27 protein-coding genes are annotated in these 25157 nt (G+C 68.1%); 15 read left to right on the top strand and 12 right to left on the bottom strand.

The annotated features are described in order from the left end of the window. Nucleotides 1-799 (bottom strand): DUF222 domain-containing protein (locus tag IEX71_RS12000; RefSeq protein ID WP_188837231.1); only part of this gene is annotated, 799 nt, incomplete at its 3' end. A gap of 329 nt (nucleotides 800-1128) precedes the next feature. On the opposite strand from IEX71_RS12000, the gene IEX71_RS11995 reads away from it, so the two are divergent. Further along, nucleotides 1129-1413: a hypothetical protein gene (locus tag IEX71_RS11995; protein ID WP_188837230.1), complete on the top strand. Its 285-nt coding sequence runs from the start codon at nucleotides 1129-1131 to the stop codon at nucleotides 1411-1413. 3 nt (nucleotides 1414-1416) lie between these two features. Here the strand turns inward: IEX71_RS11995 and IEX71_RS22840 are convergent, their stop codons facing one another. Next, nucleotides 1417-2073, bottom strand: a complete 657-nt coding sequence (locus IEX71_RS22840) for a phosphotransferase family protein (protein WP_373284616.1) — start codon at nucleotides 2071-2073, stop codon at nucleotides 1417-1419. A gap of 410 nt (nucleotides 2074-2483) precedes the next feature. On the opposite strand from IEX71_RS22840, the gene IEX71_RS11985 reads away from it, so the two are divergent. Then, a complete protein-coding gene (locus IEX71_RS11985; RefSeq protein ID WP_188837228.1) occupies nucleotides 2484-2969 on the top strand; it encodes a P-loop nucleotide/nucleoside kinase family protein in 486 nt (161 codons plus the stop codon). On the opposite strand, the gene IEX71_RS11980 is transcribed toward IEX71_RS11985, so the two are convergent. From IEX71_RS11980 to IEX71_RS11960, 5 genes are all read right to left on the bottom strand, one after another. Further along, nucleotides 2964-3683, bottom strand: coding sequence for a class I SAM-dependent methyltransferase (locus IEX71_RS11980; protein ID WP_229749665.1), 720 nt, complete (start codon nucleotides 3681-3683; stop codon nucleotides 2964-2966). The two genes, IEX71_RS11985 and IEX71_RS11980, sit on opposite strands and share 6 nt — an antisense overlap. 61 nt (nucleotides 3684-3744) lie before the next feature. Continuing rightward, a complete protein-coding gene (locus IEX71_RS11975) occupies nucleotides 3745-4065 on the bottom strand; it encodes a hypothetical protein (protein WP_188837227.1) in 321 nt (106 codons plus the stop codon). A gap of 86 nt (nucleotides 4066-4151) precedes the next feature. Further along, nucleotides 4152-5057: a hypothetical protein gene (locus IEX71_RS11970; protein ID WP_188837226.1), complete on the bottom strand. Its 906-nt coding sequence runs from the start codon at nucleotides 5055-5057 to the stop codon at nucleotides 4152-4154. A 115-nt stretch (nucleotides 5058-5172) separates the two neighbouring features. Then, nucleotides 5173-5736 carry a DinB family protein gene (locus IEX71_RS11965; protein WP_188837225.1) on the bottom strand — a complete coding sequence of 188 codons (564 nt, stop codon included), beginning with the start codon at nucleotides 5734-5736 and terminating at the stop codon, nucleotides 5173-5175. A 69-nt stretch (nucleotides 5737-5805) separates the two neighbouring features. Then, nucleotides 5806-6795 carry an aldo/keto reductase gene (locus IEX71_RS11960; RefSeq protein WP_188837224.1) on the bottom strand — a complete coding sequence of 330 codons (990 nt, stop codon included), beginning with the start codon at nucleotides 6793-6795 and terminating at the stop codon, nucleotides 5806-5808. A 102-nt stretch (nucleotides 6796-6897) separates the two neighbouring features. On the opposite strand from IEX71_RS11960, the gene IEX71_RS11955 reads away from it, so the two are divergent. The 5 genes from IEX71_RS11955 to IEX71_RS11935 are packed head-to-tail and all read left to right on the top strand — an operon-like array spanning nucleotide 6898 to nucleotide 11407. Next, nucleotides 6898-7761, top strand: a complete 864-nt coding sequence (locus IEX71_RS11955; RefSeq protein WP_188837223.1) for a helix-turn-helix transcriptional regulator — start codon at nucleotides 6898-6900, stop codon at nucleotides 7759-7761. Further along, nucleotides 7758-8939 (top strand): acyl-CoA dehydrogenase family protein, encoded by a 1182-nt coding sequence (locus tag IEX71_RS11950; RefSeq protein ID WP_188837222.1) that lies wholly within the window; start codon nucleotides 7758-7760, stop codon nucleotides 8937-8939. Before IEX71_RS11955 ends, IEX71_RS11950 begins: the two co-directional genes overlap by 4 nt. 46 nt (nucleotides 8940-8985) lie before the next feature. After that, nucleotides 8986-9717 carry a YcnI family copper-binding membrane protein gene (locus IEX71_RS11945; protein ID WP_188837221.1) on the top strand — a complete coding sequence of 244 codons (732 nt, stop codon included), beginning with the start codon at nucleotides 8986-8988 and terminating at the stop codon, nucleotides 9715-9717. 17 nt (nucleotides 9718-9734) lie between these two features. Next, nucleotides 9735-10349 carry a copper resistance CopC family protein gene (locus IEX71_RS11940; RefSeq protein ID WP_188837220.1) on the top strand — a complete coding sequence of 205 codons (615 nt, stop codon included), beginning with the start codon at nucleotides 9735-9737 and terminating at the stop codon, nucleotides 10347-10349. Between the two features lie 14 nt (nucleotides 10350-10363). Further along, a complete protein-coding gene (locus IEX71_RS11935) occupies nucleotides 10364-11407 on the top strand; it encodes a zinc-dependent alcohol dehydrogenase family protein (RefSeq protein ID WP_188837219.1) in 1044 nt (347 codons plus the stop codon). Here IEX71_RS11935 and IEX71_RS11930 read toward each other — a convergent pair. After that, nucleotides 11397-12446: an NAD(P)-dependent alcohol dehydrogenase gene (locus IEX71_RS11930; RefSeq protein WP_188837218.1), complete on the bottom strand. Its 1050-nt coding sequence runs from the start codon at nucleotides 12444-12446 to the stop codon at nucleotides 11397-11399. The two genes, IEX71_RS11935 and IEX71_RS11930, sit on opposite strands and share 11 nt — an antisense overlap. A gap of 198 nt (nucleotides 12447-12644) precedes the next feature. On the opposite strand from IEX71_RS11930, the gene IEX71_RS11925 reads away from it, so the two are divergent. After that, nucleotides 12645-13850, top strand: a complete 1206-nt coding sequence (locus tag IEX71_RS11925; protein WP_188837217.1) for an NAD(P)/FAD-dependent oxidoreductase — start codon at nucleotides 12645-12647, stop codon at nucleotides 13848-13850. A 6-nt stretch (nucleotides 13851-13856) separates the two neighbouring features. On the opposite strand, the gene IEX71_RS11920 is transcribed toward IEX71_RS11925, so the two are convergent. Then, nucleotides 13857-14480 carry a TetR/AcrR family transcriptional regulator gene (locus IEX71_RS11920; RefSeq protein ID WP_188837216.1) on the bottom strand — a complete coding sequence of 208 codons (624 nt, stop codon included), beginning with the start codon at nucleotides 14478-14480 and terminating at the stop codon, nucleotides 13857-13859. Between the two features lie 137 nt (nucleotides 14481-14617). Between IEX71_RS11920 and IEX71_RS11915 the strand changes: the two genes are divergently transcribed. From IEX71_RS11915 to IEX71_RS11905, 3 genes are all read left to right on the top strand, one after another. After that, a complete protein-coding gene (locus IEX71_RS11915; RefSeq protein WP_188837215.1) occupies nucleotides 14618-15169 on the top strand; it encodes a PadR family transcriptional regulator in 552 nt (183 codons plus the stop codon). Nucleotides 15170-15323: 154 nt separating this feature from the next. Then, entirely contained in the window at nucleotides 15324-16220 is an 897-nt protein-coding gene (locus tag IEX71_RS11910) for an extracellular solute-binding protein (RefSeq protein ID WP_188837214.1), read from the top strand. Next, nucleotides 16217-18034 (top strand): ABC transporter ATP-binding protein/permease, encoded by a 1818-nt coding sequence (locus tag IEX71_RS11905; RefSeq protein WP_188837213.1) that lies wholly within the window; start codon nucleotides 16217-16219, stop codon nucleotides 18032-18034. The genes IEX71_RS11910 and IEX71_RS11905 overlap by 4 nt, the downstream gene beginning before the upstream one ends. Here the strand turns inward: IEX71_RS11905 and IEX71_RS11900 are convergent. Next, nucleotides 18015-18686, bottom strand: coding sequence for a class I SAM-dependent methyltransferase (locus tag IEX71_RS11900; protein ID WP_188837212.1), 672 nt, complete (start codon nucleotides 18684-18686; stop codon nucleotides 18015-18017). The two genes, IEX71_RS11905 and IEX71_RS11900, sit on opposite strands and share 20 nt — an antisense overlap. A gap of 95 nt (nucleotides 18687-18781) precedes the next feature. Here IEX71_RS11900 and IEX71_RS11895 point away from each other — a divergent pair, with 95 nt between their 5' ends. After that, on the top strand, nucleotides 18782-19600 hold the full coding sequence (locus tag IEX71_RS11895) for a TrmH family RNA methyltransferase (RefSeq protein ID WP_229749664.1): 819 nt from the start codon (nucleotides 18782-18784) through the stop codon (nucleotides 19598-19600). 83 nt (nucleotides 19601-19683) lie between these two features. Then, a complete protein-coding gene (locus IEX71_RS11890; protein WP_188837210.1) occupies nucleotides 19684-20127 on the top strand; it encodes a hypothetical protein in 444 nt (147 codons plus the stop codon). Here IEX71_RS11890 and IEX71_RS11885 read toward each other — a convergent pair. Continuing rightward, nucleotides 20081-20680 (bottom strand): helix-turn-helix domain-containing protein, encoded by a 600-nt coding sequence (locus IEX71_RS11885; RefSeq protein WP_188837209.1) that lies wholly within the window; start codon nucleotides 20678-20680, stop codon nucleotides 20081-20083. The genes IEX71_RS11890 and IEX71_RS11885 overlap by 47 nt on opposite strands. Before the next feature lie 54 nt (nucleotides 20681-20734). Between IEX71_RS11885 and IEX71_RS11880 the strand changes: the two genes are divergently transcribed. After that, a complete protein-coding gene (locus tag IEX71_RS11880; protein WP_188837208.1) occupies nucleotides 20735-22666 on the top strand; it encodes an ABC transporter ATP-binding protein in 1932 nt (643 codons plus the stop codon). Next, complete coding sequence (locus IEX71_RS11875; protein ID WP_188837207.1) at nucleotides 22663-24456, top strand: ABC transporter ATP-binding protein; 1794 nt, start codon at nucleotides 22663-22665, stop codon at nucleotides 24454-24456. The genes IEX71_RS11880 and IEX71_RS11875 overlap by 4 nt, the downstream gene beginning before the upstream one ends. Here IEX71_RS11875 and IEX71_RS11870 read toward each other — a convergent pair. Beyond that, a complete protein-coding gene (locus tag IEX71_RS11870) occupies nucleotides 24453-25058 on the bottom strand; it encodes a TetR/AcrR family transcriptional regulator (RefSeq protein WP_188837206.1) in 606 nt (201 codons plus the stop codon). The genes IEX71_RS11875 and IEX71_RS11870 overlap by 4 nt on opposite strands. Nucleotides 25059-25157 lie beyond the last annotated feature (99 nt).

Raw genomic sequence — 25157 nt, 5'->3', positions numbered from 1 at the left:
CCTCGGGTGCATTGTCGGCGCCGAGTCCGAACGCCGCACCGGTACCGCCGGCACGACTCGGCCCCGACGGCTCATGGGGCCTCGATACGCCGGCTCCCCCGCTACGCTCCTCCGCCGCTACCCTTCGAGACGCCCGCTCGTACCTCACGGGCTCCTCAGGGCGCCGCTCACCACCATCGGCGGGTTTCGCAGGGGCTGGGGCGGACTTGGCGTTGATCGCGTCCTTGAGGATCGCCGCGTTCGCCGGCGACAACTCCGCCACCAACCGGGTCATCCCCGTCGGGGTCGTCGACCAGGTCAACGACTCGGTCCGCTCCAACTTCTCATCGCCCTTGGAGAGTTTGTCCGGGTCGAACCGGGCAATGATCTGCCGCGTCAACTGCGTCAACCCCGCACACCCGAGGGCCGGGTCCAGCTGCAGGTACCACCCCAGAATCTCCTCACGCTCCGCAGTCGGAATCACCGGTGCCACCTTGTCGGCCTGGGTCAGCGCAGTCCGCGCCGACTCCACCGAACACGAACCGTCCCGCAACGCTTGCGTGATCACCGCGTTCTTCCGGTCCCGGCACGCATCAGCCACCGACGCCACCACCCGCACCGTCCGCGGTTCCACCGGCACCCCATCGGCAACGTGCCCAGCGACCCACTGCGCAGTGGTCGCCGCATCGGACCGGAGCAAACAGCCCTGTTCGACCGCGTCCGCCGTCACGAGCGTCGTCACCTGCGCCGCCCGCCCGTGCCACCGCAACAACACCGACACCAAGTCGCCCACCTGCGCCTCGCCGAGCTGATGCACCACACGCGGCACCTCGTCCAGCAACTGCACAGCAGCCTGCAACCCGGCAAGCACTTCCGGCCCCCGCCCCGGCTCCGCAACCCGGCACCATCCACCGTCGATTGATCAATGGTCATGACGCGAATCCCCCTCCCCTGCAAGCATTTTCGCCTACCTATATGATACCGCGAGGTGGCGTCAACCACTAGCTTTTCATCGAACATATTTCGACGATTCCGTATACTGACCGCTCGCGATAGAAGCCTCCAATCGCAACGGCCGTCCTCGACATCAACGCCGCCCGAATGCCGATCGACTCGAGGACACCAGGACGATGTCGCCATACTCAGAGCATGTCTCTTCGGATCTGCGTCCTGCTCTGGCCACGTAGCGGGCGCGACACTGAACTGCACGATTACGAGGATTCGGTGCTGCCCTTGCTGGCGGATCACCGCGGCGCGGTCGTAGCACGCGAGAGAGTCGTCCGGGCCTCCGATGCGGACCCGGCGGAGCTGCAGGTGATCGAGCTGGCGGACCAGGACTCGTTCGACTCCTACATGCGCGATCCGCGTCGAATCGCATTGGACGACAGGCGATCCGCTGCGATCGAGCGCACGCAGATCCTCAATCTGGAGTGAGGACTACTCGCGCCAGTCTTGGACGACGGCGGTGCGTTCTCGCCAAACGATGACGGCGGCTCCCTGTGTGTCCCACCGCCGCGCGAAGTCCTCCAACCATGCGCAGCGGCGCAGCATCTCGTGCTGCCGCTGCGCCCACGGAGGCTGCTGCCCGTACGCCGTGAAGAACTCGGCCAAGTCGCTGACGACATCCGGATGGTGCATCCGCACGATCCACTCGCACCACGCGACGTCGCTGATCGGATCGCCGACGCCGCTGAACTCCCAGTCGAGAACAGCAGCGACCTCGTATGTCGTCGGTTGGAACAGCACATTGTTGGGACCGAAATCGCCGTGCTGGATGACCGATGTCGGCGGTGCCGAGGGGTCCAGCAGGCGAGGATCCAAGCGATGCAGCCTCGCCACCGCGCGTCCGCATTCCGCCAGGACCGCGGCCGCCTGGCCGGAATCGAGGAGCTCTTGGCCATGATGGGCAGCCACGAATTCGGTCTCGAGCCAACCGGATCCAGCGCTCGCAACCGCGGGCACCGGGTACAGCCCGCGGAGAGTCGACAGCGCTCGGTGCTCAGCGTGCTGCCGGAGGTCGGCGCCGGGTCCTTGGAATGTCTTGCGCACCACATCCGCGCGTTGCTCGGTCCGGTTCGTATACCCGTGCTCCACCGTCAGAGCATGACACTGCGGATGCGATTCGAGTCGGCGCGCGCGGATGCCGCATTCGCTCAACACCCAGTGCAGCAGACTGGATATCGCTGAGTCCTGGTCATATCGTCGAACCGGTTGGCCGTCGAGGTCGGATCTTCCAACTCGATCGCTGTCAACGGCAACTGCTTCACGAAGATGTCGGTGCCTCGTCCGTGCACCCGAGCGGTTGACCCGCCGATCCCAACAGTCAAGTGCTCGGCCCCGGAGAGCACCGCGAGGACTTCGGTGTCGCTGAGGTCAGCGAGCCAGGCGCAGAGCTCGCTGTACTCCCGCGTTCGCAGCAATCGGCCAGCCTACGTAGCTGCGGGGTGCTGAACACCATCACGAACGAGAAGCGCGTGGCATTCGGACCCGCCTAACCTGGTGGTATGCCGACAGGTCGTGTCCACCTGCTCTACGGGCTAGCCGGATCAGGTAAGTCCACACTCGCCCGAGAGCTCTGCACGGAGGGCGGGGCCGTCCGCTTCACGCTCGACGAATGGATGCTCCGCCTCTTCCCGGGCTTGGACTTCGAGTCTCGGGCGTATGGCGACGCTGCTGCCGAAGTCCGCGACTTGATGTGGACGGTGGCTGAGCAGGTCGTCCGCACAGGTTCGGACGTCGTGCTGGACTGGAACAGTTGGTCCGCCGCTCGTCGGCGGTGGGCAGTTGAGCGCGCGGCTGCCATAGACGCTCCAGTCCTGCTGCACAGGCTGACTGCGAGTATCGACAGGGCGTCTGAGCAGGCCGGCCGGCGTGCCGAGCGCGGGACCCGCTACGCCCACCAGGTGACTCGTGAGGGCAACCAACATCTTGCGACGCTCATGGAGGAACCTACGAGCGACGAAGGGTTTGAGATCCAAGTGCACTCATGACTCTCGTCGCGTGCAGCCCACAGGTCTCGCCGCCACCCAACTGCCGTCGTCGCTCAGCCAGCGATCCAACCGCAAGCCTGCCTGCTCGAGGTCGCCGCTCAGCGCATCGTCATCGAGCGGGCAGGTGACATAGCTCTGCTCCCAGCGCCGATCTCCGAGCGTGTATGCCGCAGTCGCCGACACCAGAGTGCGGCCGTCCGACGACGTCGGCTCCAACACCAACTCACTGGTGATGCCTGCGCCGAGATCCGTGCGGCCGCCCGCCTCGGCCGCCCATACCGTCGTGAAGCGCTGAATGATGACGATTCCGTCCGCGGCGACGTGATGCTGACACGTCGCAAGTAGCCGATGGCGTTGCGCGTCGTCCGGGACATTGACCAGGTGCGAGGCAAGGAGGACAGCGTCGAACTTCCGGTCGAGACGCAGCTCCTCGATCGTGGAGCAGACCGTCGCAGCCTTGCGGACGCGGGACAACATCTCCGTGGACTCGTCCACTGCGATCACCGAATGTCCGGCGGCGACAAGGGGATCCGCCAAGCGGCCGGCGCCTGCACCGAGATCGAGGATGGTCGCATGCGCCGGGAGCGCCGACCCGAGAAGCGTCGGAATACCTCCGGCCGGCAGTGCGGCCCACAGCTCGACCGGACAGCCGTCGGCGGTCATGTCGCCCGGCCCGCGGCCGACGACGTGCGGGTGACGTTGACCTGTCGACATACGAACATCAACCGCCAAGGGTGGAAGCAGAGTTCCCCGCACGCTGCGAGGGCAGTCCCCGTCAGGTGGGATCGGAGAACCAGACCGGCTTTCCGGCCGCGCGGGCGTATGCGATCTCCCTGCTCGTCGACTCGCCGATGTATCCGCCCGGGTTCACGACGAGTACCCGGCCGGCCAGGTCGATCTTGCGCAGATGAAGAGCGCCCAGCGCGGCCTTCTGCTCTGCGGTGATCGACTCGTCTCCGTCGGGACCTCCGCCGCCCAACACGCCTGGCGCGAGGACGATCACGCCGGCGAGCGTCAGGTCACGGTTCGCCGCGCGCATCTCGTCGGCGAATCGGACGGAGCCGCAGATGCAGACGATCTCGGGTCGGTCGGGCACGTCTCCAGTCCTTCCGGTCGAACGCGGAAAACCGTGAGTGTGTGCATACTTACACACGAGCCCACACCGCCCACCGCCACAGTCGATCAGCCGGTGACACCCAACCGCGTGGTGATCGGCGAGGGCGTCGGCGGCTCACCGAGTCCCGGTCGCTCGGTCTGAACAGTCCGTGTCTCGGTGACAGTAACCGTCACGGTCGACGTGCGGGTCTTGGTCTCGGTGCCGTTGCCCGGGTCGCCCGGATAGCCGGAGCCGCCATCAGTCGGGTCCGGGGTGGGCGTCGTGTTACCGCAGACCGTGGCGGCCTTCAGGAAGTCGGCCTGGTCGTAGATGTCGATCCCACCGGCAGTCTGCGCGGTCTGGCCGTCCGCGCTGACGCCGCCACCCACGACGAGTGAATCGGGGAAATAGTCGCTCGGACCGGTCAGCACAATGCTGCCGGTCTCGCCGGCCGCCAGGCTCACCGGGCCTGCGTGCGGGTAGTCGTCGATGTTCTCGCTGTCGTCGTTGTAGTTGATCGCCAGCGCTATGTAGTCCAGCGTGCCGGCATCCTTGGGATTGGTGAACGTCAGCTTGGTGGACCAACGGCTGGCGGCGATGTCGTCCTGTGTGCACGGGCCGGGTACGGCGGTCACGTCGACGTTCTCCGGCTCATCACCGGGACCACTCGACACCGGGTCATTCGGGTTCGTGCTCGTCGTCGAGCTGCTCGCCGGCGGGGTCGAAGTGCTCGCTGCGGTGGATGTCGGCGTGCTCGTGTCCGACGAGGTGGAGGCCACCGACGAACTGCCGCTCGAAGTGTCGGCACCGGCACGGGGCAGCCACGTCGACGAGCCGTTGGCAGCGCCATACCAATGCGAGCCGGCGGTCGAATGCGACCCGGCGACAGGGGTCGCGGTCGAGCCGGCGGCACCGAGTACGGCGGCCGCGGCGATGGCTGCGCCGACCGATCCGGCCAGGGCGACCTGCTGCATGCGAGACAGAGTGGACATGAGTGACGGACCCCCGGATGAAGAGATGGTGATCCGTGCGCACTGCAGCGCGGATCGGTGACGGCGAGTGAAAAGTAGCCGATCCCTGTCGCGCCGGTAGAGCTATTGCGGAAACCTACTGGCCGGTGCGACCGTCGATGCACTCCCGCAACAGATCGGCATGCCCGGCGTGCCGGGCATACTCCTCAATCATGTGCACCAGCACGTCACGGATGCTCGCCTTGTCCTCGTCCTCCGGGAAGGGCAGCTCCTCACCGAGCCGGTCCTCGGGCAACTCGTCGAGCCAGCGTTCCGCCTCGGCGGTCTCCCGCTCCCAGCTCGCAAACGCCTCGTCGACGCAGTCCTGCGTCCGGGCCACGCCGGTGAAGTCCAGGTCCGGCTCTTCCGGCGTGCGGTAGAGCCGCGGCTGGTCCCAGCTGTCCTGAGGGAAGCGGACGAACCAGTTGTGCTCCACCCGCGCCATGTGCCGGATCAGCCCGAGCAGGCTCATATTGCTCGGCGGCACGCTCTGCGTGGCCAACTGCTCCGGCGTCAGCCCGTCGCACTTCAGCCGCAGCGTCGTCCGGTAGTTCGTCAGATACTCCCTGTATGTCGCCAGCTCACCCTGCGGATTTCCTTGTGTCCGAGGGTCTTCCGCGAGTGGAAGCCACAATCCGTCATACCCGGTGGAGTTCGTCATACGACCAGTCAATCGCCCGGGCCGGGCGCCGGCAACGGGTTTGTCGACACCCGGCCTGGGCGGACGACCTCAGTTCTCGCTGTCCAGGTTGGACATCAACGCCTCCGGATAACGAGTCCCCGCAACAGAATCCGCTGGTATGGCGCTGTCGATCTCCGCCAGATCCGACGCGCTCAGCGTGACAGTGACGGCGTCGACGGCCGGCTGCACCCGCGACACTCGCTTCATGCCGACCAGCGGCACGACGGCCTCGCCCTGGGCGCCGACCCAGGCGATCGCCAGTTGCGCGACGGTCAGTCCGTGCCGGTCGGCGATCGGCTGCAGGCGGTCGATCAGCCCGAGATTGTGCGTCAGATTCTCGCCCTGGAAGCGCGGCCACGCCGAATGCTGATCATCCGCAGTGTGATTCGCCGATGACGTCCCGATCAGTCCGCGCGACAGCACACCGTACGCGGTGATGCCGATGCCGAGCTCCCGGCAGGTGTCCAGGATGTCCCGCTCGATGCCGCGACTCAGCACGGAGTACTCGATCTGCAGGTCGCTGATCGGGTGCACTGCCGCCGCACGCCGGATCGTCTCGGACCCGACCTCCGACAGGCCGATGTGGCGCACGAAGCCACGCTGCACCTGCTCGGCGATCGCTCCGACCGTCTCCTCGATCGGCACTGCAGGGTCCAGGCGGCCCGGGCGGTAGATGTCCAGGTGGTCCACGCCGAGCCGGGTCAGGGAGTAGCCGAGCGAATTGGCCACCGCGGCCGGTCGCCCGTCGAAACCGGTGAATCCACCGCCCGGCTCACGCATCCCGCCGAACTTCACGCTCAGCACGAAGGATTCGCGGTCGCGGCCCTGCAACGCCTGACCGAGCAGCATCTCGTTGTGCCCGAAGCCGTAGAAGTCGCCGGTGTCGATGAGGTTGACCCCGGCGTCGAGGGCCGCATGGACGGTGCGGATGCTCTCGGCGTCGTCAGAAGCGCCGTACGCGCCCGACATACCCATGGCGCCGAGGCCGATTGCGCTGACGGTGGGACCGGTCTTTCCGAGTGTCTTGATCGTTGTCATGTCTTCACAGTGCATCCGCGGAAGCGCGACAACTAGGCACGCATGCTCCGAGGGACTGCCAGTCCCTGGTTGATCGGACGCGACTGAGGCATCGTGGAGGGTATGGATCGTGTTGCCCTTGCCGAACTGCTGCGCAGCCGCCGCGAACGGCTCGATCCGGCAGACGTCGGCCTGCCGGCCGGTCGCCGGCGCCGCACACCTGGACTACGCCGCGACGAGGTCGCCGCGCTCGCGTCGATCTCGACCGACTACTACGCCCGGCTCGAGCAACGACGTGGCCCGCACCCGTCGCCCGGAGTGCTCAGCGCGCTGGCCCGTGCGTTGCGTATGACCGAGGACGAGCGTGACCATCTCTTCCATCTCGCCGATCAGACGCCACCGGCCCGACACAGCACCGGCGCGCACGTCAGCCCGGGCGTGCTCTATCTGCTCGACCGGCTCGACGACACACCGGCATTCGTGATGGACGACCTCGGCCGGGTCGTAGTCCAGAACCGCATGTCGAAGCTCGTCTCCGGTGACCAGGAGCAGCTCACCGGCCGCGAACGCAGTCACGTATGGCGCTGGTTCATGGACGGAGCGTCGCGAAGACGGGTGCCGCGCGAGGACTGGGAGTGGCACTCGCGTGTCACCGTCGCCGACCTGCGGGCGACCGTCGGCCGGCGGGGCGACGACCCGGAGGTCGCCTCGCTCCTGTCCGATCTGCTCCAGCAGAGCCCTGAGTTCGCTGGTCTGTGGGCCGAACACCAGGTCGCCGTCCGCCGATCCGAGGAGAAGCGGATGACGCACCCCGAGGTTGGCCTGCTCGACCTGCTCTGTGAACACCTGACCAGCGACGTCGACGGCTCGACCCTGGTGCTGCTGCATCCGCGGCCGGGCACCGACTGCCGGGAGAAACTGGATCTGCTCGCGGTGCTGGGCACCCAGGAACTCGGCTCGACAAAGGCGCATAATCGGGTCACATGACGCAGACCCCGCTGGAACTCTTCGCCACCGATCAACTCATCGATGACGACGACCGCGAATTGCGCGACGCGGTGCGCACTTTCGTCGACGCCGAGATCAAGCCGCACATCGCCGAGTGGTATGACGCGGGCGACCTCCCCGCACGCCAATTGGCCCGCCAATTGGGCGATCTCGGCGTGCTCGGCATGCACCTGGAGGGCTACGGCTGTGCGGGCACGTCGGCCACGGCATACGGGCTCGCCTGCATGGAGCTCGAGGCTGCCGACTCCGGTGTCCGGTCGCTGGTGTCCGTGCAGGGTTCGCTGGCGATGTTCGCGATCCACCACTGGGGCAGCGAGGAGCAGAAGCAGCAGTGGCTGCCCCGTATGGCGACCGGCGAGGCGATCGGCTGCTTCGGGCTGACCGAGCCGGACTTCGGCTCCAACCCGGCCGGCATGCGCACCCGGGCGCGCAGGGACGGCGACGACTGGGTGCTGACGGGCAACAAGCTGTGGATCACCAACGGCTCGATCGCCGATGTCGCGGTCGTCTGGGCGCAGACCGACGAGGGCGAGAACGGTCGCGGTATCAGGGGCTTCGTCGTCCCGACGGACACCCCCGGCTTCTCCGCGCCGAAGATCCAGCACAAGGTCTCCCTGCGCGCGTCCGTCACCAGCGAGCTGGTGCTGGACGACGTGCGACTGCCCGCCGACGCGGTCTTCCCGGAGGTCAAAGGCCTCAAAGGGCCGCTCACCTGTCTCAACGAAGCCCGCTACGGCATCGTCTTCGGCGCGCTGGGCGCTGCGCGTGACTGCCTCGAGGCCACCATCGCGTATGCCGCGGACCGGCAGATCTACGACAAGTCCCTTGCGTCATACCAACTCACCCAGGCCAAGCTCGCCGACATGTCACTCGAGTTGGGCAAGGGCATGCTCCTGGCGCTGCAGCTCGGCAAGCTCAAGGACGCGGGAACCCTTCGCCCCGAACAGATTTCGCTCGGCAAGCTCAACAATGTCCGCGAGGCGATCGCGATCGCCCGGGAGTGCCGCACCATCCTCGGCGCCGCCGGCATCACGCTGGAGTTCCCGATCATGCGGCACGCCAACAACTTGGAGTCGGTGCTGACCTACGAGGGCACCAGCGAGGTGCACCAGCTGATCATCGGCCAGGCGCTCACCGGCCAGTCGGCGTTCCGTTGAGTGGGCCGGTCGACTACCCGGATTCTACAAGTCGTAGAGTTTCTGCGTGACCACCACACCCCGTGCTCCCGTCCGCCGTACCGCCGCGACCCTCGCCACCGCCGGTCTCCTGCTCGCCGTTCCCGTGGCCGCGCAGGCTCACGTCCGAGTGAGCCCGGACACCGCCGAGGCCGGCTCCTACGCCACGCTCGTCTTCCGGGTGCCCACCGAGAAGGCCGACGCCTCGACCACCAAGGTCGAGGTCGACCTGCCGACCAAGCACCCCTTCACCTCCGCGTCCTACCAGCCGGTTCCCGGCTGGACCGCGAAGATCACCACCTCGAAGCTGCCGAAGCCGGTCAAGACCGACGACGGCACGATCACCGAGGCGCCCACCAAGATCGTGTGGACCGCGAGCAAGGATGCCGCGATCAAACCCGGTGAGTTCCAACAGTTCCCGGTCTCGCTCGGCGTCGTGCCGGACGTGCCGTCGGTGAGCTTCGCAGCGATCCAGACCTATTCCGACGGGTCGGTCGTGAAGTGGGACGAGCCGACCAAGCCCGGAGCGGAGGAGCCGGAGCACCCGGCACCGATGCTGACCGTCGGTGCGGCAAGCGCATCGGCCGCACCGAGCGCCGCGTCGAGCGACGCACCGTCGGTGGCGGCCGCACCGGAGTCCGACAACTCCTCCTCCGACGACTCCTCGAACAGCGGTGTCTGGTTCGGCGTCGGCGGGCTGGCCGTCGCCGTGGTCGCGCTGCTCGTCGCCCTCTATGCCGTGACCCGGCGATCGCGGTGAGCGCCATACGAGCTCGTATGACGTGGCGCCGCCTCGTGATCGGAGCGGTCGCGCTGCTGGTCGCGGTGTTCGGGGTGCTACCCGCTGCGCAGGCGCACGACTATCTGGTCGGCAGCACTCCGAAACTGAACAGCACCGTCACGGCGGCACCCGAGCAGGTGTCGTTGAAGTTCAACGACATCGTGCTCACGCGGCCCGCGCCACCGCAGTTGAGCGTGCAGGGGCCTGACGGCCGCTACTACGAGACCGGCTGTGCGACGGTCACCGACGCCGATGTCGTCGTGCCGGTGGCTCTCGGCGGGACGGGCAAATACACCGTCACCTGGCGGATCGTGTCGGCCGACGGACACCCGGTGTCCGACAGCATCTCCTTCACCTACCGCCCGGAGGCCGGCGTGACCGGTGCCAAGGGCATCGCGGCGCCGAAGCCGTGCACCGGCAAGACGACAGCTGCCACCCCGGACTCCGAGCCGAAGTCGTCGGACGGTGGAGCGCCGACCGGCGCGATCGTCGCTGTTGTCATCATTGCGGTCGTCGGCGTCGCCGGTGCAGCGCTCATCGTGCTGACCCGCGGCCGCCGGCAGGGTCCGGAGCGCGAGACGGACGACACCGAGGACGACACCGACGACTGATGGGAGGCCGCGCGATGCGAGCGGTGCTGATGGACACGATTGCCGGACCGCTGGCGGTGCGCGAGGTGCCCGAACCGACCGCTCCCGAGGGCGGCGTCGTCGTGCAGGTGCGGGCCACCGGCCTGTGCCGCAGTGACTGGCACGCCTGGGCCGGGCACGACGACATCGCGTTGCCGCACGTCCCCGGCCACGAGCTGGCGGGCGTGGTGTCAGCAGTGGGTGCCGGCGTCGCGAAGTGGCAGGTCGGCGACCGGGTGACGATCCCGTTCGTCGAGGGCTGCGGTCGCTGCGAATGGTGCCGATCCGGCAATGCCCAGGTGTGTCCCGACCAGCAGCAACCCGGCTTCACCCATTGGGGATCGTTCGCGGAGTATGTCGCCCTGCACGCGGCCGACACCAACCTCGTCTCGGTGCCGGACGACGTCTCGTTCGAAGCGGCGGCGAGCCTGGGCTGTCGCTTCGCCACCGCATACCGCGCACTCGTCGGTAGGGCGCGCTTGCGGAAGGGCGAGTCCGTCACAGTCATCGGCGCCGGCGGCGTCGGGCTGTCCACGGTGATGATCGCGAAAGCTCTCGGCGCACAGGTGATCGCGGTCGACCGGCACGAGGGTGCGCTCGCGAAGGCGGCCGAGTTCGGCGCCGACCACACGCTCGTGGCGGACGGTCGCGACATACCCGCGCAGGTGCACGAGTCGACCGGCGGCACCCACCTCGCCGTCGACGCCGTCGGGACCGAGCAGACGTGTGCCGACTCGATCTTCAGCCTGCGTCGCCGGGGCCGGCACGTGCAGGTCGGCCTGCTCCCACCGGTCGACGGGCACCCACGCGTGCCGATGGCGCGCGTGATCGGCTGGGAGCTGGACCTGCTCGGCAGCCACGGTATGGCGGCCGTCGACTACCCGGCGATGCTCGCGCTCATCCGGTCCGGGGCGCTCGCACCACAGAGGCTCGTCGAGCGTGTCGTGGGTCTGGACGAAGCAGCCCGGCTGCTGCCCGCCATGGACACTGCCGCCCCGGCCGGTATGACGATCATCGACCCAGGGTTCGTCAGGGCTTGATCGTCGAGGTGTCGATCACGTAGCGGTAGCGCACATCACCGGCGACGACCTTGTCGTAGGCGTCGTCGACCTGCGACGCGTCGATCCGCTCGACGGTGGCACCGATGCCGTGCTCGGCGCAGAAGTCGAGCATCTCCTGGGTCTCCGGGATGCCGCCGATCATCGACCCGGCGACGACCTTGTTGCCGCCGATCAGCTTGCCCGGGGCGATCACGTAGGGCTCGTTGGGCAGACCGACCGACACGAGCGCGCCGTTCGGCTTCAGCAACCGCAGGTAGTCCTCCATCGGCAGGTCCGCGCTGACCGTGTTGAGGATCAGGTCGAAGCGGCCGGCGTTGTCCTTGAAGACCTGCGGGTCGGAGGTCGCCAGGTGGTCGGCCGCGCCGAACTCCTTGGCATCCGCGGACTTCGCGGTGGTCCGGGACAGCACGGTCACGTCGGCGCCGAGTGCGGCCGCGATCTTCACGCCGAGGTGACCGAGACCACCCATGCCGACCACGGCGACGTTGGCACCTGGGCGGGCGCCCCAGCGCTTCAGCGGCGAGTAGGTCGTGATCCCCGCGCACAGCAGCGGTGCCGCGACGTCCAGGTCGATGCCGTCCGGGATGTGGCAGACGAACCGCTCGGAGACGACGACCTGCTGGGCGTAGCCGCCCTGGGTGATCTCGTCGTCATACCCCTTGCTGTTGTAGGTGCCGACCGAGCCGCGCTCGCAGAACTGCTCGAAGCCGTTCTTGCACTGCTCGCACTCGCCGCAGGAGTCGACCAAGCAGCCGACGCCGACGCGGTCGCCGACCTTGTGCCGGGTGACCCCGGAGCCGACCGCGCTGACGACGCCGGCGATCTCGTGGCCCGTCACGAGGGGGAAGTTGGCGGTGCCCCACTCCTCACGGATGGTGTGTATGTCGCTGTGGCAGATGCCTGCCCACTGGATGTCGATGCGGATGTCGTTGTCGCGCAGGTCGCGGCGCTCGAGGTTGATCGGAGCGAAACGCTCACCGGCCGCGGAGACGGACAGTGCAGGTGTTGTTGTCGGCATACCAAAGACGATAGACCTGCTGTTGTATGCCGCAAAACCAACGGATAACCAACGGATTTCGTTGCCCGGTAAGAAAATTCACAGCAGATATCGGGAATAGCCCACCGTTTGAACTGCCCCTGTCCCCAGCAGTGGCCTGCGTCATACGATCGAGAGACCGGCGCAGCAAGGCGAGGCACGCACGAGCACAGGAGAGTCATGTCAGATCTGGACGGTAAGAACTACGACTACGTCATCGTCGGCGGTGGCGTCGCGGCCGCTTCCGCGGTGGGCGGGATCCGGGAGGTCGACGAGAGCGGCTCGGTGCTGGTGCTCGGCGCCGAACCCGACGGCCCGGTCTACCGACCCGATCTGTCCAAGAAGCTCTGGCTCGACAAGGAAGCCACGCTGGAGAAGACGCTCCTCCTCGACGGGCAGCAGGTCGACCTGGAAACCTCGAGCCCGGTGACCGCCATCGATCCCGCCGCCCACACGGTCACGGTGCAAGGCGGAGCCACGGTCACCTACGGCAAGTTGCTGCTCGCGACCGGCTCGAGCCCGCGCATGCTGGACCTGCCCGACACCGACCGGGTCATCTACTACCGCACCGCCGCGGACTACCGCCGGCTGCGCGACCTGGCCGGCGAGGACACCCCGGTCACCACGGTCGGCGGCGGTTACATCGGTGCCGAGATCACCTCGGCGCTCACCCAGAACGGCGCGAAGGTCACCATGATCTTCGACGAGCAGCTGGTGCAGCAGCGCCTCTTCCCGAAGTCGATCGCCGAGTTGGTCACCAAGGAGTTCGCCGACCGCGGGGTTCGGCTGCTCACCGGTGAGACGGTGGCTGCCGGAAAGCTCGCCGACGACCGGGTCGCCATCGAGGTCGGGGACGGCACGTCCGTCGAAGCGGGCGCAGTCGTCGTCGGCATCGGCGTCGCGCCCAACGTCGACCTGGCCGAGGCCGCCGGCATCACCAACGACAACGGTGTCGTCGTCGACGACCACCTGCTCACCTCCGCACCCGATGTGTATGCCGCCGGCGACGTCGCCAACTACGAGGACTCGCTGCTCGGCCGGCGTCGCGTGGAGCACGTCGACAACGCGGAAGCGATGGGCAAGAAGGCCGGCCGCAACATGGCCGGCGCGGACGAGGTCTACGACTACACGCCGATCTTCTGGTCCGACCTGTTCGACTTCGGCTACGAGGCGGTCGGCCGGCTCGACTCGAAGCTGGACACCGTCGAGGAGTGGAAGGACGACCGCAGCGCCGCCGTCGTCTACTACCTCGAGGACGACAAGGTCCAGGGCGTGTTGCTCTGGAACGTCTGGGACTCCACCGACAAGGCACGCGACGTCATCGCGAAGTCCCGCGACGGCAAGCTGAGCCGCGACGGGCTCAAGGGCGCGATCTCGGCCGGCTGACCGCGGTCAGGGCTGCTTCGGCAGCACCTTCAGCAGGTCGGCGTGCAGCCGGTGCACCGTGTCGTCGAGGTCGGCTCCCAGCAGCTCGTCCCGCACGGCACGCTCCCGGAGCGCGTCGACCTGCGCTGCGAGCAGGTCGAAGGGCGGGTCGAAGGACCAGCCGAGCGACTCGTATCGCCGGCGGACCGCATCCTTGGCCGCGTCGTATGCCGCCTCGATCTCGTCGGCATACCCACGCAGTGACGGCTCGAACTGGCTTTGGTTGCGCAGGTCGAAGCGAATCCGGTGCAGGCGCCGGTTCTTGCGGAAGCTGGTGCACAACGCATCCGCCACGAATTTCGAATAGGCTGTCACCCCAGCGGGATTCGGCTCATCGGCCGAGAAGATCTCGGACTCGCGGATGATCCGCACGCACTCGGCGACCAGCGCATCCTTGCTGTTGAAGTAGTAGTGCACCATGCCGTGCGAGAAGCGGGTCCGCCGAGCGACGTTGCGCACCGACACGTGTGAATAACCGTATTCGCTCCACGTGTGCAGTGCGGCGACGGCGAGATCGCGACGACGGCCCTGATGGACGTCGTCTTCCGGGCGGGCAGCGGAGGATCCGTCGGCGCGGGCGATTTGTGTCACCGATCCATCCTCCCACCCCGCCAGTGTGCGTACGCCGTTGCCATGCCTTCGAATTCGCAATGCTTTGGTAATGCGTTGGTAAGTTCGCCGGGGTCGGACGACGCCGTTGAACGGCCGCTGGACGTATCCTGAATCGCATGCCGAGCAGCCACCGAAGCGAGACGGCATCCCCCTCGATCAGCACCGCCGGGCTCGGGGTGCTCGGCGTCGTGTCCGAAGGACGGACGCATGGTTTCGCCGTGGCCGTGCTCTTCGCAACGGACGGCGAGCTGGGTCGTGTATGGCGGATCCCGCGCCCGGTCGTCTACCGCGAGATCAGCCGGCTGACGGACGCGGGGTTGGTGCGGTCGGTCGGCGTCGAGACCGACGGACCCGGCCCGGATCGCACCCTCGTCGAAGCCACCGCTGCCGGACGCCGCCGCTTGCACCGCTGGCTCGACGAACCGGTCCTGCGGCCGCGGGAGGCTCGTTCGGCGCTGCTGCTGAAGCTCGCACTGCTGGACCGCAGTGACCGCGACGCCACGGCCCTGATCGCCGCGCAGCGCGACGTCTTCACCGATCGGCTCGCCGGCCTCCGTGCCGCGGTGCAGTCGACCGACCCCGGCAGCTTCGAGCACACCCTGGCGCTGTGGCGGGTGAGTTCGACGCAGGCGATCCTCGACTTCCTCACGGCGATCACCGAACGCTGATCGAGTGCCGGGGGAGCGAAGCGGAGGAGGTGTATCGAGATCAAGTGCGTGGGTGCCGGGTCTCGATACGGCTCGCCCCGCTGGGCTCGCCTCCTCGACCGGCATGCACGCAACTAGTAACACTGCGACTAGTTGCCTGCTAGCTTCGTGACCCATGAGTGACCTCTCGCGTCGTGGCCTGCTCGCCCTCGGACTGGTGGGCGGTGCCGCCGGTCTGGCCGCCTGCGGCTCGTCGAAGGGCGGCTCCGGGACATCCGGATCCGGCGACACCGGCTCCGGCAAGGTCAACGTCCTCTACGCGGGCTCACTGGTCACCCTGATGGAGAAGCAGCTCGGCCCGGCATACGAGAAGGCGACGGGCTATGGCTTCCAGGGGTTCTCGGCCGGCTCGACCGCCCTCGCCGCCCAGATCAAGGGCAAGGTCCGCAAGGCGGACGTCTTCATCAGCGCCAGCCCCGATGCCGACGCCGAGCTGATGGGTTCGAAGAACGGCGACTGGGTGCAGTGGTACGTCACCTACGCGACCTCGCCGCTGGTGCTCGGCTACAACGGCAAGAGCAAGTTCGCGGACAAGATCAAGGCCGGCCCCTGGTATGACGTCATCGCGCTGCCCGGCTTCCGCATCGGCAGCACCGATCCGAAGGCCGACCCCAAGGGCAAGCTCGCGCACAAGGCGTTGCTCGCGGCGGGCAAGGACCACCCGAAGCTGCTCGACATCGCGAAGAACGAGAAGACGATCTTTCCCGAGGAGACCCTCGTGGCCGATCTGCAGTCCGGACAGTTGGACGCCGGGTTCTTCTACTCCAGCGAGGCGAAGCTCGCCGGCATACCGACGGTGCAGCTTGCCGGACAGCACCTCGAGGCCACCTACACTGCGACCGTGGTCAAGGGAGCTCCGAACCGAGCCGGCGCAGAGTCGTTCATTGCGCATCTCCTCGGTGCTGAGGGCCGAAAGGTGATGCAGCGCGATGGTTTCGAGCTGGTCAACCCACCGAAGGTGACCGGCACCGGCGTGCCGGACGCGGTCCGCAAGGCACTCCCCGGCACGTGAGCAGTCGACGGAGCGGGCCGCTCGCACTGTTGGGGGCGTTGCTCGCCCTCTACCTCGCGGTCCCCGTCGTCGCCTTCCTGATCCGGCTGGCCGGCTCCGACCAACGAGGCTTCGGCGAGTCCGGTCTGATCGACGCAGCGCGCACGTCGGGCATCAGCGCAACCATCAGCGCATCGATCGTCGCGATCCTCGGCATCCCGCTCGCGCACTGGCTGGCGCACTCGCAGGGTCTGCTGCACCGGATCGCGGGCGTGCTCGTCCAGCTCCCGCTCGCGCTGCCGCCGGTGATGAGCGGCATCGTGCTGGTCTACGTCGTCGGCCCCTACACCTGGCTGGGCGAGTTGTTCGACGGTCGGCTGACGGAGTCCATCGCCGGCGTGGTGATCGCCCAGACCTTCGTGGCGGCGCCGTTTCTGATCATCGCCGCGCGTTCGGCCTTCGAAGCGGTGGACCCGCAGCTCGATGACGTCGCCGCGACTCTCGGGCACCACCGGCTGGCCCGCTTCGTGCGGGTCGACCTGCGGATCGCCGCTCCCGCCATACGCGCCGGGCTGCTGCTCACCTGGTTACGTGCGCTCGGTGAGTATGGCGCCACGGTGTTGCTCGCCTACCATCCCTACACCTTGCCGGTCTTCACCTACGTGCAGTTCTCCTCGACCGGCATACCGACCACCCAGGCGCCGACCGCGGTCGCGCTCGCGGTGGCGGCGGTTGTGCTTTTGCTGGCCGGGTTCCGGATGCCGCGAGCACTGCGGACGCGGCTGCGCCGGGAGGCGCCGGCGGTGGAACCCGTTGCGCCGTCGGCGATCGACGCGCGGCCGGTCAGTTTCGAGATCGACACCCAGGTGGGTGGGTTCCACCTGCAGGTGGCGCACGCCGCGCACAGCCCACGCATCGCGGTGCTGGGCGCCTCCGGAGCGGGGAAGTCGTTGCTGCTGCGGTCACTCGCGGGTCTGCTCGGCTCCGGTGTCGGAGCAGTGCGTCTGGGCGACGACCGGCTCGACGACGTCCCGGTGGAGCAGCGTCGCCTGGGTTACGTCCCGCAGCTGCACGGACTCTTCCCCGACCGGACCGCATGGCAACAGGCCACATTCGGCACGCACGCCGACCCCGGTGTCGCTGCCTGGTGGCTGGAACGCCTGCAGCTGCACGGCCTGCAGGACCGGTTGCCGCAGGAGCTGTCCGGCGGGCAACGGCAGCGGGTGGTGCTTGCCGCGGCGCTGGCCGGCTCACCGCGCCTGCTGCTGCTCGACGAGCCGTTCTCCGCGTTGGACTCCCCAGTGCGCCAGGAACTGACGGCGCTGCTGCGGCGGCTGCAGCGGCGCGATTCCCTGGCCACGGTGCTGGTGACCCACGACCCGGTGGAGGCGGCGATGCTCGCCGACGAACTTGTGGTGATCGACCAGGGCCGGGTGGCGCAGGCGGGGACCGTGCGCGAGGTTTTCGACGCACCGGCGAGCCCGCGGGTGGCGCGGCTGCTCGGCCTGGTCAACGTACGGCGCGGCGAAATGGCCGCGGACGGCGTTCTCATCGCGGACGGCGCGCACATCGCGACCGCGTCCGAGCTGCCGACCGGGACACCGGTCACCTGGTGCGTGCGGCCGGAGTGCGTGGTCGTCGGTCACGCCGGTGAGCACGAGGTGACGGTCGCCGACGTCGCCGACCTGGGCAGTGAGCTACGGCTCGAGGTGCAATGGCCCGATGGCCTGGATCTGCAGGCGCACCAACTGATCTCACGCCGCGACGGGCACGTGGCCGGCGATGTCGCGCGGGTGCACATCGACCCCGCGACGGTCAGCGTCTGGCGCGCCTGAACTCCGCCCGGTAGCGGTTCCCCTCGCGGTCCACGTCGATCCCCTGCAGTGCCAGTCCGTCCGCGCCGAACGCCTCGATCTCCTGCCGCGTCAGTCGCCACGGCGGGCCTTCTGCGAGGTCGTGGTCCGCCGGCAGCACGCCGCCGATGACCAGCAGCACGCCACCCGGCGCGGCGAGCGACCGGACGGCAAGGGTCGCCGCCTCGCGCACGTCCCGCGGCATCGACTGCACCGTCATCGACTCGACGACCAGGTCGAAGGCGCCGCGCCACGCCGCCGGAAGCTCGAAGAGATCGGCCACCCGGTAGTCGACCGGGCTGTCCAAGTGCGCGGCGAGCACTTGGTCGATCGCGGTCGGGGCGACGTCGAACGCAGTGGTCCGAAAACCCAATGACGCCAACAGTTCCGAGTCATGCCCTGGACCGACGCCGGGCACGATCGCCGTCCGGCCGTGTCCCGTCGCCTCCTCCGGATGCTGCGCGAACCACTCACTGAGCAGCGGGTGCGGCGCACCGCGGTCCCACGGCACCTCTGCCTCGCCGCGACCAGCGGCGTCATACAGCTCCTCGAACCAGGCGGTCGGACTGCCGCCGGCGAGCGACTCAGCCGCGAGGTCCTGGGCATGGTCGTCTGCAGAGGATGTCTGGCTCATCCGCCCACCATCTCACTCATGCGGGTCGAGTGAATCGTGGGGAGCGAAGCGGAGGAACGATTTGTATCGAGACCGCGCACAGGCAGGATGGACCCGTGGTGCAACAGATCATGAGTCGCAACGCGACCTTCCAGCAGTGGCAGGCGCTGCTCGGCAACCGCACGAAACGGCACCGGGCCGGTGAGTTCATCGTCCAGGGTGTGCGGCCGATATCCCTTGCGTTGGAGCATGATTGGGACTTCACCACCCTGCTGCGACCGGTGGATGCACGACCGACACGATGGGCCGAGGACGTATGGCGCACCGCGCCCGGGCAACGTTATGAGCTCGCCGACGAGCTGCTGGCCGAGCTGGCGGAGCGCGACACCGAGGAGCCCCCGGAGCTGGTGGCGCTGGTCCGGATGCCCCCGGACGACCTCGACCGGCTCGCCTCGCCGAAGTCGACGCCGTTGATCGTCGTCTTCGACCGGCCGTCGGGGCCGGGCAACATCGGCACTCTGACGCGATCGCTCGACGCGTTCGACGGCACCGGACTGATCGTCGCGGGTCACGCCGCCGATCCCTATGACCCACGTGCGGTGCGCGCGTCCACCGGCTCCACCTTCGCAGTGCCGACGGTGCGCGTCCCCGCAGCGGCCGATGTCATCGGCTGGGTCGGGCAGCAACGCGAATCCGGCACCCACTACACAGTGTTCGGCACCGATGAAGGTGGCGAGACCGACCTGCGGAAGGTCGATCTCACCGGCCCGACCGTGCTGGTCGTCGGCAACGAGACCCGTGGGATGAGCCGTGCCTGGCGCGAGGCGTGTGACCGGCTGATCAGCATCCCCATGGTCGGCTCGGCCAGCTCGCTCAACGCCGCGGTCGCGGGCTCGGTCGTGCTGCACGAAGCACTTCAGCAGCGCCTGCCCTGACCTCGCGGTTTCCCCCGCGGGAGGGAAATGTTTGGCCCGCGCGAGGGTGAGCGGCGAGCGGCCAGCGCCATACGTTCAGTGGCATGTCACAACGAACTCGAATTCTCGGAAACTCCCTGGCGGCATGGACCTTCGGGTTCGCCTGCGTCCACATCGCCTGGGCCTGCGGTTGGCGCGGCGGACTGGACGACTCCTTCGGCCCGATCTTCGATCGGCCGTGGTTCCTCGCCTACGACGTGATTGCCGGCCTGTTGATGTATGGCGCGGCGGCCGGCGCGCTGCTGCTGGTGTCGGGGCGGTCGGTGCCCACCTTGCGGCGGGTGACCCGCGTGGCTGCGATCGGTGCGTTGCTGCGTGGCGCACCGGCCGTCGTCTTCGACGTCTTCGGCGGGACCTACGACGTGGTGGGCTTCGGCGCCGACGTGTGGTTCACGGTCGCCGGAGTCGCCGGACTGCTGCTGTGGGCAGGAACGCGACGCCTCAGTCCGGCATCGGCGCCAGCGCGACGCTCACTTGGTATGGCGTGAGGTCGGACTCGTCCTTGCTCCGCGCGATCCAGCGGTCACGGAGCGCGTTGAGTGCCGCGGCGAGTTCGCGAGCCTCCTCCTCGGAGATCCGCACCATCCACATGCTCTGGTGAGTCACATCGCCACGATCAGCACTCGCGCGCTGGACGCGGTCCTGGGTGCCCCGTGTCGGCGAGGAGGCGTGGATCCGGAAGTCTCCCGCGAGCACCCACTCCGGTGCTGCCGCGACGAGCGCCTCGGTCATCTCTGCGTTGGATCGCCGCATCACCCGCTCGAAGTGCCCGCTGGGGAGGACCTCGGCCGGAACGACGAATTCTGTTGCTATTGCTTGATATCGCTTGATCGACCGCCCCTTGCGTCGCGTCTCTGCGACCACCTCGAGCAGCCCTGCGTCATACAGGCTGCGCACCCAGTAGTGCACCTTGGACAGGGACAGGTGCAGCAGCTCGGCCGCCTCGCCGACCGAGTGGTCATCGTGTAGGAACGGCGCGAGATAGGTGGCAGCTTCATCGCGCACCAGCGATCGGACCATGACCGGATCGGTGATCTCCACCTACTCAGGATAACCAGTAGCAATCAAAGTAGGTCTGTGTCTACATTCCTCTTCGTGCAAACTCTCGATATATCGCGTTTCTGGAGATGGGCGCGTCGCTGGGTGGGTGTCGAGCGGCATTTCTGGCGGATGATGTGGCGCTCCAGCCCGCCGCTCGTGCTCACCCTCCTCGCCGTCATCGCCGTGCGCGGCTCGAGCATCTGGCTGATGGTGCACGCCAGCGGGCAGGCGCTGGACGCCCTGACCCAGCACTCCGACCGGGTCTGGTTCTGGCTGGCGATGACAGGGATCGGAGTCGGTCTCGAACCTCTCGCGGAGTCCTGGCAGGCGGCCGGAGCCGTGGCGTTGCAGCGGCGCTTCACCCGTCAGCAGGTCGTCCTGCTGGCCGAAGGCGCCAATGCACCGCACGGCATCGAACACCTCGAAACTCCACAGACCAGAGCACGATTCAACGAGATTGAGAACTACCTGCGGGGCATGTTCGGTGTCAACGCGATGTACTCCGTCTGGATGGTGCTCGGGTATGCCGCCGTCGGCATCGGCGGACTCGTGGCAGTGGCGCAGTGGTCCTGGCTCGCGGCGTTGTGGACGCTCATCGCGTTCCGGATCCTGCACGCCACCTGGACCGGCTATCTCGACGTGTTGCTGCGGGATCTCGTCGAGGAGGGCAGTGTGGAGCGCCGGCAGGCCGACTACCTCCGAGCGCTGCCGCTGGAGCGTGGTGCAGGGAAGGAACTGCGCCTCTTCGGTATGACGCCGTGGGTGCTCCGCCGCTACGCCGAGGTCTGGACGCTCGCGTTCACCGGCATCTGGCAGCGACGCAACCGTGCGGTGCGCGGCGCCATCGTGGGTGCGTTCGTCACCGCGCTGATGCTCATCGGCACCTACGTGTGGGTCGGCCATGCCGCCTGGACCGGAAGTCTCGCGGTCGGCGGGGCGGTCACCGTGCTGCAGGGTGTGATGCAGATGGCCGCCCTCGGCGCGCTCGGCGACATCAACGTCCAGGCGATCCGAGCACGGTTCTACGAGAACGAGATCCGCCGGCTGCGTGCCGACCACGGACTCGGCCCCAACCCTGGCGGGTTGAGTAGCCGTGAGGAACGAGCGGCGTATCGAAACCGCGAGCGCGAGTCAGGTCTCGATACGCGACCTCGTGCCTCGGCCGCTACTCGACCCGCCAGGGTCGACTTCACCGACGTGACCTTCACCTACGCCTCCCGCACGGAGCCCGTCTTCCGACACCTCGACCTGCACATCCCGGCCGGCCAGTCGGTGGCGATCGTCGGCGTCAACGGCGTCGGCAAGTCCACGCTCATCAAGCTGCTCTGTGGTCTCTACCGCCCGGACACCGGCACCGTCCGGGTGGACGGCCAGGACCCGGCGGCCGACGATGCGTCCCGGCGCAGAGTAGCCACGATCTTCCAGGACTTCACCCGCTACCACCTCAGCCTCGAAGCCAACGTGGCCCTGCCGCTGCTGGCCGACGGCGGCGACGCGGACGCACGTCGCCATACCGCCGACCAAGCGTTGTACGACGCTGCCGGCGCGGACGTCCTGTCCCGCGTCGACGGCGACTGGGACACGATCCTCGAGCCCGGATATGCAGGCGGCACAGACCTTTCCGGCGGTCAATGGCAACGCGTGGCACTCGCCCGGGCGCTCACGGCCGTCGCGGCGGGAGCAGGCGTGCTCGTGCTCGACGAGCCGACCGCCGCACTGGACGTGCGTGCGGAGGCGCAGATCTTCAGCCGCTTCCTCGAGGTCACCAGCGGCGTCACCACGATCCTGGTCAGCCACCGGTTGTCCAGCGTCCGCCATGCCGAGCGGATCGTCGTGCTCGGCCCGGGCGGCGTCGTCCAGGACGGTTCGCACGACGAACTGCTGACCAGCGGCGGTCCGTATGCCGACATGTTCCGCTTGCAGGCAGCCCGCTTCGCGGCTGCCGGAGCCAGCCCGATCGACGAAATGGCCGGTGAAACCTCATGATTCGCTATCACTGGCAGTCCGTCGTGCTGATCCTGCGAACGTCGTGGCGGATCAGCCGCAGCGCCACCGTCATCGCCTTCCTGGAGGCGGCCGGCCGCATCTTCCAGTACCTCCGGCCGCTTTTCCTCGGGCTGGTAGTCACCGGTCTGGCCGCGCACCGGCTCACGCCCCTCGTCCTCGGGATCGGCGGGATGATCTTCACCGAGGCGTTCGGCTTCATCCTCGGCATCTGTGGTGTGCAGGCGCGCATCGGTCTCAATGAACGCATCGGGCAGCATTTCGATGCGGAGGTCGCCCGGATCAGCGGCACCGCGCCGACGCTCGACCACCTACAGGATCCGCAGTACCGGGACCAGATGCACGCCCTCCGCGAACGCATGGGCACCCTTGGTATGGCGTACAACTCGCTGATCAACGCGGTCAACAATCTGGTCGCGCCGATCACCACGATCGCTGTGGCTGTGGGTGCGGATCTGCGACTCCTCCTGCTGCTGCTGATCGGCGCACCGGCGTCGTGGTGGGCCAGGTCGACGATGCGGTGGGAGCAGGAGGCGGAGGACGAGTCGGCCACCGCTGGCCGCCGCAGCAAGCACTTCGCGGACCTGACGACGGATCCGGTCGCAGCGTCCGAGCTGCGTGTCTTCGGGGCGCGCAATGCGTTGCTCCGCCTGCTCGGGCGGGAGGCCTACGAGTGGCGGATGCCGTTCGCCCGCGCGGAAGCTCGCGGCGCAGCGTTCTCCAGTGCGGTCACCGTGCTGTATGTCGCCGCCGCGATGGGCATCCTGGTCTGGATGGCGCACGACACCCTGCACGGGAGCGTCTCTCCGGGTCAGTTCGCGACCGGCATCCTGGTGGTCGGCCAGCTGCGCGACGTCGTCGGCAGCCTGCAGAGCACGGTGCACTTCCTCGGCCAGATGTTGCGCACCGTCAAGCGCTACCGCTGGCTCGAGGAGTATGGCGAGACCGCGCGCGCAGCACATCCGGGCACGCGACCGGCCCCGGACGCACTACGCGACGGCCTCACCCTGCAGGACGTCAGCTTCCGCTACCCGGGTGCCGACCGCGACGCGCTGCGGCACATCGATCTGCACCTGCCCGCAGGCGAGGTGGTGGCCGTCGTCGGTGAGAACGGCGCCGGCAAGTCCACCCTCATCGGCCTGCTCACCGGCATGTATGACGTCAGCGGCGGCAAGGTGCTGGTGGATTCCATTGACCTGCAGGACCTTTCACTGGACGACTGGCGTGACCACTGTGCCGGCGCCTTCCAGGACCACCTCAAGCTCGAACTCTCTGCACGCGAAGCCATCGGGGTCGGAGGACTTGACGCTGCCGATCAGATCCCTGACGACATACGCCTGCTCGACGCACTGGACGACGCAGCCGCATCCGACGTCCTTGCCGCGCTCCCGGACGGCCTCGACACCCGCCTCGGTCCGTCGTGGCCGGGCGGGGTCGACCTGTCCGGTGGGCAGTGGCAACGGCTGGCGATCGGCCGCGCGATGGTGCGCCGATCCCCGCTCCTGCTGGTGCTCGACGAGCCGACCTCCGCGCTGGACCCGGCGACCGAGCATGCGCTCTTCGATCGCTACGCGGCCGCGGCGAAGGAGACCTCGCGCGCCGGCGGCGTCACGCTGATCGTCACGCACCGGTTCTCGACGGTCGCGTCGGCCGACCGCGTCATCGTGCTGGCCGACGGCGCCGTCGCAGAGCAGGGCACCCACGAGGAGCTGATGGCAGCGGGCGGCCACTACGCCGAGCTCTACGGCCTACAGGCCGCCGGCTACCGCTAAATCGGCTTGGTCCACGCCCGCGCCATCGACTCCAGTTGCTTGTCGACGTCCGGCCACGGGAACTGGCTCATTGGCTGTCGCAACACCACGAGCCCGTGGATGCCGCACCACAGCTGCACCGCGCGCAGGTGCGCCTCCTCGGCTGAGCCGGAGACCTTGCGCAGCACGTCGGCGAGCAGTCCGAACTGCGCTTCGCCGGCGAACGTCATACCGTCGTCGACCGGCAGCTTCCACGCCTTGGTGAAGAGGGTGCGGAACGCTCCGGGATGCTCGCGGGCGAACGTCACGTAGGCGCGTCCGAAGGCCAGCACCTTGTCGTACGGCGTGCCGGCGGACGCCTCCGCCGCGGTGAGCATCTCCTCGCCGAACTGTTGCCACATCTGGTGTTTCGCGGCCAGCAGCAAAGCATCGAGCGACTCGAAGTGCAGGTAGATCGAGGTCGCGGTGATGCCGACCTTCCGGGCGACCGCGCGCAGCGACAGCTGCCACGGGTCGTCGAGTTCCTCCACCAAGGTGATCGTCGCGTCGAGGATCTCCTCGCGCAGCCGGGTGCCCTCGCCGCGCGGAGCGACGGCGCGGCGCCGGGTGCGGTTCTGCGTCATGCGGGGATCCTCTCAGACATCACAGTTGACGAGTGTAGCGCTACGGGTGTTCACTAAACCTCACCGAACACCCGTAGCCCAATCGTTGGGCCGTCCGAG

Source organism: Flexivirga endophytica (assembly GCF_014640635.1).
Lineage (GTDB): Bacteria > Actinomycetota > Actinomycetes > Actinomycetales > Dermatophilaceae > Flexivirga > Flexivirga endophytica.
Note: the sequence above shows the minus strand (reverse complement) of the source record. Positions and strands in the feature narration are given on the sequence as shown.

Bases quoted from the DNA above. Each gene is read 5' to 3' on its own strand.
- IEX71_RS11995 (WP_188837230.1), top strand. From the start codon at position 1,129: ATGTCTCTTCGGATCTGCGTCCTGCTCTGGCCACGTAGCGGGCGCGAC.
- IEX71_RS11985 (WP_188837228.1), top strand. From the start codon at position 2,484: ATGCCGACAGGTCGTGTCCACCTGCTCTACGGGCTAGCCGGATCAGGT.
- IEX71_RS11980 (WP_229749665.1), bottom strand. From the start codon at position 3,683: ATGTCGACAGGTCAACGTCACCCGCACGTCGTCGGCCGCGGGCCGGGC.
- IEX71_RS11970 (WP_188837226.1), bottom strand. From the start codon at position 5,057: ATGTCCACTCTGTCTCGCATGCAGCAGGTCGCCCTGGCCGGATCGGTC.
- IEX71_RS11965 (WP_188837225.1), bottom strand. From the start codon at position 5,736: ATGACGAACTCCACCGGGTATGACGGATTGTGGCTTCCACTCGCGGAA.
- IEX71_RS11960 (WP_188837224.1), bottom strand. From the start codon at position 6,795: ATGACAACGATCAAGACACTCGGAAAGACCGGTCCCACCGTCAGCGCA.
- IEX71_RS11955 (WP_188837223.1), top strand. From the start codon at position 6,898: ATGGATCGTGTTGCCCTTGCCGAACTGCTGCGCAGCCGCCGCGAACGG.
- IEX71_RS11950 (WP_188837222.1), top strand. From the start codon at position 7,758: ATGACGCAGACCCCGCTGGAACTCTTCGCCACCGATCAACTCATCGAT.
- IEX71_RS11940 (WP_188837220.1), top strand. From the start codon at position 9,735: ATGACGTGGCGCCGCCTCGTGATCGGAGCGGTCGCGCTGCTGGTCGCG.
- IEX71_RS11935 (WP_188837219.1), top strand. From the start codon at position 10,364: ATGCGAGCGGTGCTGATGGACACGATTGCCGGACCGCTGGCGGTGCGC.
- IEX71_RS11930 (WP_188837218.1), bottom strand. From the start codon at position 12,446: ATGCCGACAACAACACCTGCACTGTCCGTCTCCGCGGCCGGTGAGCGT.
- IEX71_RS11925 (WP_188837217.1), top strand. From the start codon at position 12,645: ATGTCAGATCTGGACGGTAAGAACTACGACTACGTCATCGTCGGCGGT.
- IEX71_RS11915 (WP_188837215.1), top strand. From the start codon at position 14,618: ATGCCGAGCAGCCACCGAAGCGAGACGGCATCCCCCTCGATCAGCACC.
- IEX71_RS11910 (WP_188837214.1), top strand. From the start codon at position 15,324: ATGAGTGACCTCTCGCGTCGTGGCCTGCTCGCCCTCGGACTGGTGGGC.
- IEX71_RS11900 (WP_188837212.1), bottom strand. From the start codon at position 18,686: ATGAGCCAGACATCCTCTGCAGACGACCATGCCCAGGACCTCGCGGCT.
- IEX71_RS11890 (WP_188837210.1), top strand. From the start codon at position 19,684: ATGTCACAACGAACTCGAATTCTCGGAAACTCCCTGGCGGCATGGACC.
- IEX71_RS11875 (WP_188837207.1), top strand. From the start codon at position 22,663: ATGATTCGCTATCACTGGCAGTCCGTCGTGCTGATCCTGCGAACGTCG.
- IEX71_RS11870 (WP_188837206.1), bottom strand. From the start codon at position 25,058: ATGACGCAGAACCGCACCCGGCGCCGCGCCGTCGCTCCGCGCGGCGAG.